Origin of the sequence: Neisseria sp. HMSC70E02 (assembly GCF_001838645.1) — a bacterium.
Taxonomy (GTDB): Bacteria; Pseudomonadota; Gammaproteobacteria; order Burkholderiales; family Neisseriaceae; genus Neisseria; species Neisseria macacae.
The window spans coordinates 1-3,585 of record NZ_KV838089.1 but is presented as its reverse complement, the minus strand read 5'-3'; the positions used below and the strand labels follow the sequence as shown (position 1 = coordinate 3,585).

Sequence of the window (3,585 nt, the reverse complement as noted above, 5' to 3'; positions counted from 1 at the left end):
GCTTAACTGCAGCCGATGCTTTAGAAGCTAACCGTCAAGACATCGATGCCAATAAAGCAGCAATTGCTGAAAATACTGCTTCTCTGAAAGAGCAAGAGAAAGCTAACGAAGGCTTTAACAATGCGATTGCTAGCTTGGATGAAGATATCAGTACTTTGAAAAAAGTAGGTTTGGCTGCAGCTGATGCGTTAGAAGTTAACCGCCAAGACATTGATGCTAACAAAGCAGCAATTGATAAAAAAGCCGACAAAGCTGATTTCGAAGAATTGGCAAAATACACTGACAATATGGGCAAAAAAGTTAACGACATCGGTGATGAAGTAACTGCCCTGAGCGACGCAACTAGCGCGGCTATCACTCGCCAAGATAAAGACATCGTTGACTTGGCGAAGGGCTTGCAGCTTGCGGCAGAAGCTGTAGAAGACAATCGTAAAGATATTGATGCCAATAAAGCTGATATCGAGATTGCTAAAAAAGCAGCTGTTGAAGCTGAAAAATCAGCTAAGTCTGTACAAGGTTCTGTTGAAGTTGCCCAAAAATCTGCTGAAACTGCTGAAAGCCATGCCAAAGCTGCAAAAACATCCGCTGATGCTGCCAATAATGTAGCAAGTGCGGCGCAAACTGCTGCTGCTCAAGCCCAAGATGCAGTTAAAGCTAATGCCTCACAAGTTGCCGCTAACAAAGCCGATATTGCTACGCTGCAAATAGCAAGCAACCAACACGCTGCAGGCATTGCTAAAAACTCAGCGCGTATCGACAGCTTGGATAAAAACGTAGCTAATCTGCGCAAAGAGACCCGCCAAGGTCTTGCTGCACAAGCAGCCCTCAGCGGTCTGTTCCAACCTTACAGCGTTGGTAAGTTTAATGTTACCGCTGCTTTGGGTGGTTTCAAATCTGACACCGCAGTTGCAGTGGGTGCAGGCTACCGCTTCAATGAAAACTTTGCAGCTAAAGCCGGTCTTGCAGTGGGCACCTCTTCAGGCGGCTCTGCATCTTACAACGTAGGCGTGAACTACGAATGGTAATACCGGTTTAGTGTTAAATAGGTATCAAACCCGCAGCTATGCTGCGGGTTTTTTGTTTTGTCTGGCGGGTTTGCTCAAGCGTACATGAATCTCGAAGAAAAGGCTTAACTCCTGAAGCCTATACATAAAGAGAGGTCGTCTGAAAACCCAATTTCAGTTTTCAGACGACCTCTCTCTCTCTTAGATTTCCTGCCAATTACATTCCGGGGAACATTCCTTTCATACCCTTCATGCCTTTAGCCATACGCATCAGTTTGCCCAGTCCTTTTCCGCTAAACATTTTCATAACTTGTTGCGATTGTTCAAACTGTTTGAGCATTTTGTTGACTTCCTCTACGCTGGTGCCGGCACCTGCGGCAATGCGGCGTTTGCGGCTGGCTTTGAGCAGGGCTGGGTTGGCGCGTTCTTTGGGTGTCATGGAGTTGATGATGGCTTCGACTTTACCCATGGCTTTTTCTGCCGTGCCTTCGGGAATTTGTTTGGAAATCTGACCCAGTTCGCCCGGCATTTTTGACATCAGGCTTTCCAGTCCGCCCATATTGCGCATTTGCTGGATTTGTTCTTTAAAATCATTGAGGTCGAAGCCTTTGCCTTTTTGCAGCTTTTTCGCCATTTTGGCGGCGGCTTCTTCGTCTATGCCTTTTTGTACATCTTCAATCAGGCTTAACACGTCGCCCATGCCGAGGATACGGCTGGCGATGCGGTCCGGGTAGAAGGGTTCGAGTCCTGTGATTTTTTCACCGATACCGATAAATTTGATGGGTTTTCCGGTGACGTGGCGCACAGACAATGCCGCGCCGCCGCGTGAATCGCCATCCATTTTGGTCAGGATGACGCCGGTCAGCGGCAAGGCTTCGTTAAATGCTTGTGCGGTGTTTACAGCGTCTTGGCCCAACATGGCATCGACGACAAATAAAGTTTCTACAGGATTGACGGCTGCGTGCAGCGCTTTGATTTCATTCATCATTTCTTCGTCAATCGCCAAGCGTCCGGCGGTATCGACCATCAAGACGTCGTAAAAGTGTTTTTTTGCATAATCAATCGCAGCAGTGGCAATTTCGACGGGTTTCTGATTGGAATCGGAAGGGAAGAAGTCAATGCCGACTTGCTCAGCCAAAAGGCGCAACTGTTCGATAGCGGCAGGGCGGTACACGTCGGCTGAAACGACCAAGACTTTTTTCTTCTGTTCGTTTTTCAGCAGGCGGGCAAGTTTGCCGACGGTGGTGGTTTTACCCGCACCTTGCAGACCTGCCATTAAAACGACAGCAGGCGGCACAGCCGCCAAGTCTAAAGAGGAATTTTCCTTGCCCATCAATTCGATCAGGGCTTGGTTGACGACGCCGATAAAGGCTTGGTCGGGCGTCAGGCTGCCGGCAACTTCCTGCCCGAGGGCTTTTTCTTTGACGTTGTTGACAAATTCTTTTACGACGGGCAGGGCTACGTCCGCTTCGAGCAGGGCAAGGCGGACTTCCCGCAGCGCCTCTTTAATGTTGTCTTCTGTCAGTTTTGCTTGACCGCGGATATTTTTGAAAACTTTACTAAAGCGGTTGGTTAAGTTGTCTAACATGCTTGTCCTTGGTAATGATAATAGCTGCCCTGTTCGGGGCATTCTTTGCTAAAATAAAATTGAGATTATTTTACACTATCGCGTGCGGTTATGTATGCGTGCCAAGAAAGTTTGTTATGCCGACTATCCTGATTTGCCTGATACTGGTGTATGCCGGATTGGGTATATTCGTTTGGTTCAATCACAAGACCCGAGAGATTAAAGATTATCCTCTAAAAGCCGAGTTGGCTGTTTTGGGTGCTGCGCTGACCATGCACGGTGCTGTATTGCTTATGCCTGTCATTCAAGACAAGATTTTGATTATGGGCTTTGGGTATTCCATCAGTTTGATTGTATGGTTGATGCTGCTGGTGTATTTCGTTGGTAGTTTTTTCTATCGTCTGCGCGGATTGCAGCTGCTTTTATATCCATGTGCAGCGTTTACCTTGTTATTGGGTGCGCTGTTCCCTGGGAAATATGTCGGTTACCAAATCAATGATTTGCCGTTTATGTCGCACATTGGTACATCGCTGCTGGCATACGGTTTATTCGGTATTGTGACCTTGTTTGCTGTTTTGATTTTGTTGCTCAACCGTAACCTGCATAGGCGACGTGTTTCCAGTTTGTCCGGTTTTCTGCCGTCTTTACTGAGTTTGGAAAAGCTCATGTTCCAGGGGATGTGGGTAGGTTTTATCTTATTAACCTATTCGGTTGTCAGCGGGACATTTTTTGCAGAGGCTGTATTCGGTAAACCCGTTACATTTACCCATAAAACCGTATTCGGCATTCTCTCATGGATAATTTACGGTGCGTTGCTGCTTAAGCACAGTATGACGGCATGGCGGGGCAAAAAAGCAGCCGTTTGGACAATCATCGGGTTTGTCAGCTTAATGTTCGCCTATGTAGGAAGCAAGTTTGTATTGGAAATCTTGCTGCGGCGTTAAGATGAGAGTTATTCGGGTAATAGTGTATTTGGATTAATAAAGGTCGTCTGAAAGGGATTTCAGACGACCT

Annotated in this window: 3 protein-coding genes; 2 read left to right on the top strand and 1 reads right to left on the bottom strand. The window is 47.0% G+C overall.

Features of this window, described 5'->3' with window-relative positions:
• Positions 1 to 1,025, top strand: a 1,025-nt coding sequence (locus HMPREF3277_RS06260; protein ID WP_210401157.1) for a YadA-like family protein, incomplete at its 5' end; no start/stop codon positions are given.
• 196 nt (positions 1,026 to 1,221) lie between these two features.
• Here HMPREF3277_RS06260 and ffh read toward each other — a convergent pair.
• Complete coding sequence (gene ffh, locus HMPREF3277_RS06255; RefSeq protein ID WP_009313112.1) at positions 1,222 to 2,592, bottom strand: signal recognition particle protein; 1,371 nt, start codon at positions 2,590 to 2,592, stop codon at positions 1,222 to 1,224.
• A gap of 116 nt (positions 2,593 to 2,708) precedes the next feature.
• Between ffh and HMPREF3277_RS06250 the strand changes: the two genes are divergently transcribed.
• On the top strand, positions 2,709 to 3,515 hold the full coding sequence (locus HMPREF3277_RS06250; RefSeq protein WP_070870389.1) for a cytochrome C assembly family protein: 807 nt from the start codon (positions 2,709 to 2,711) through the stop codon (positions 3,513 to 3,515).
• Positions 3,516 to 3,585 lie beyond the last annotated feature (70 nt).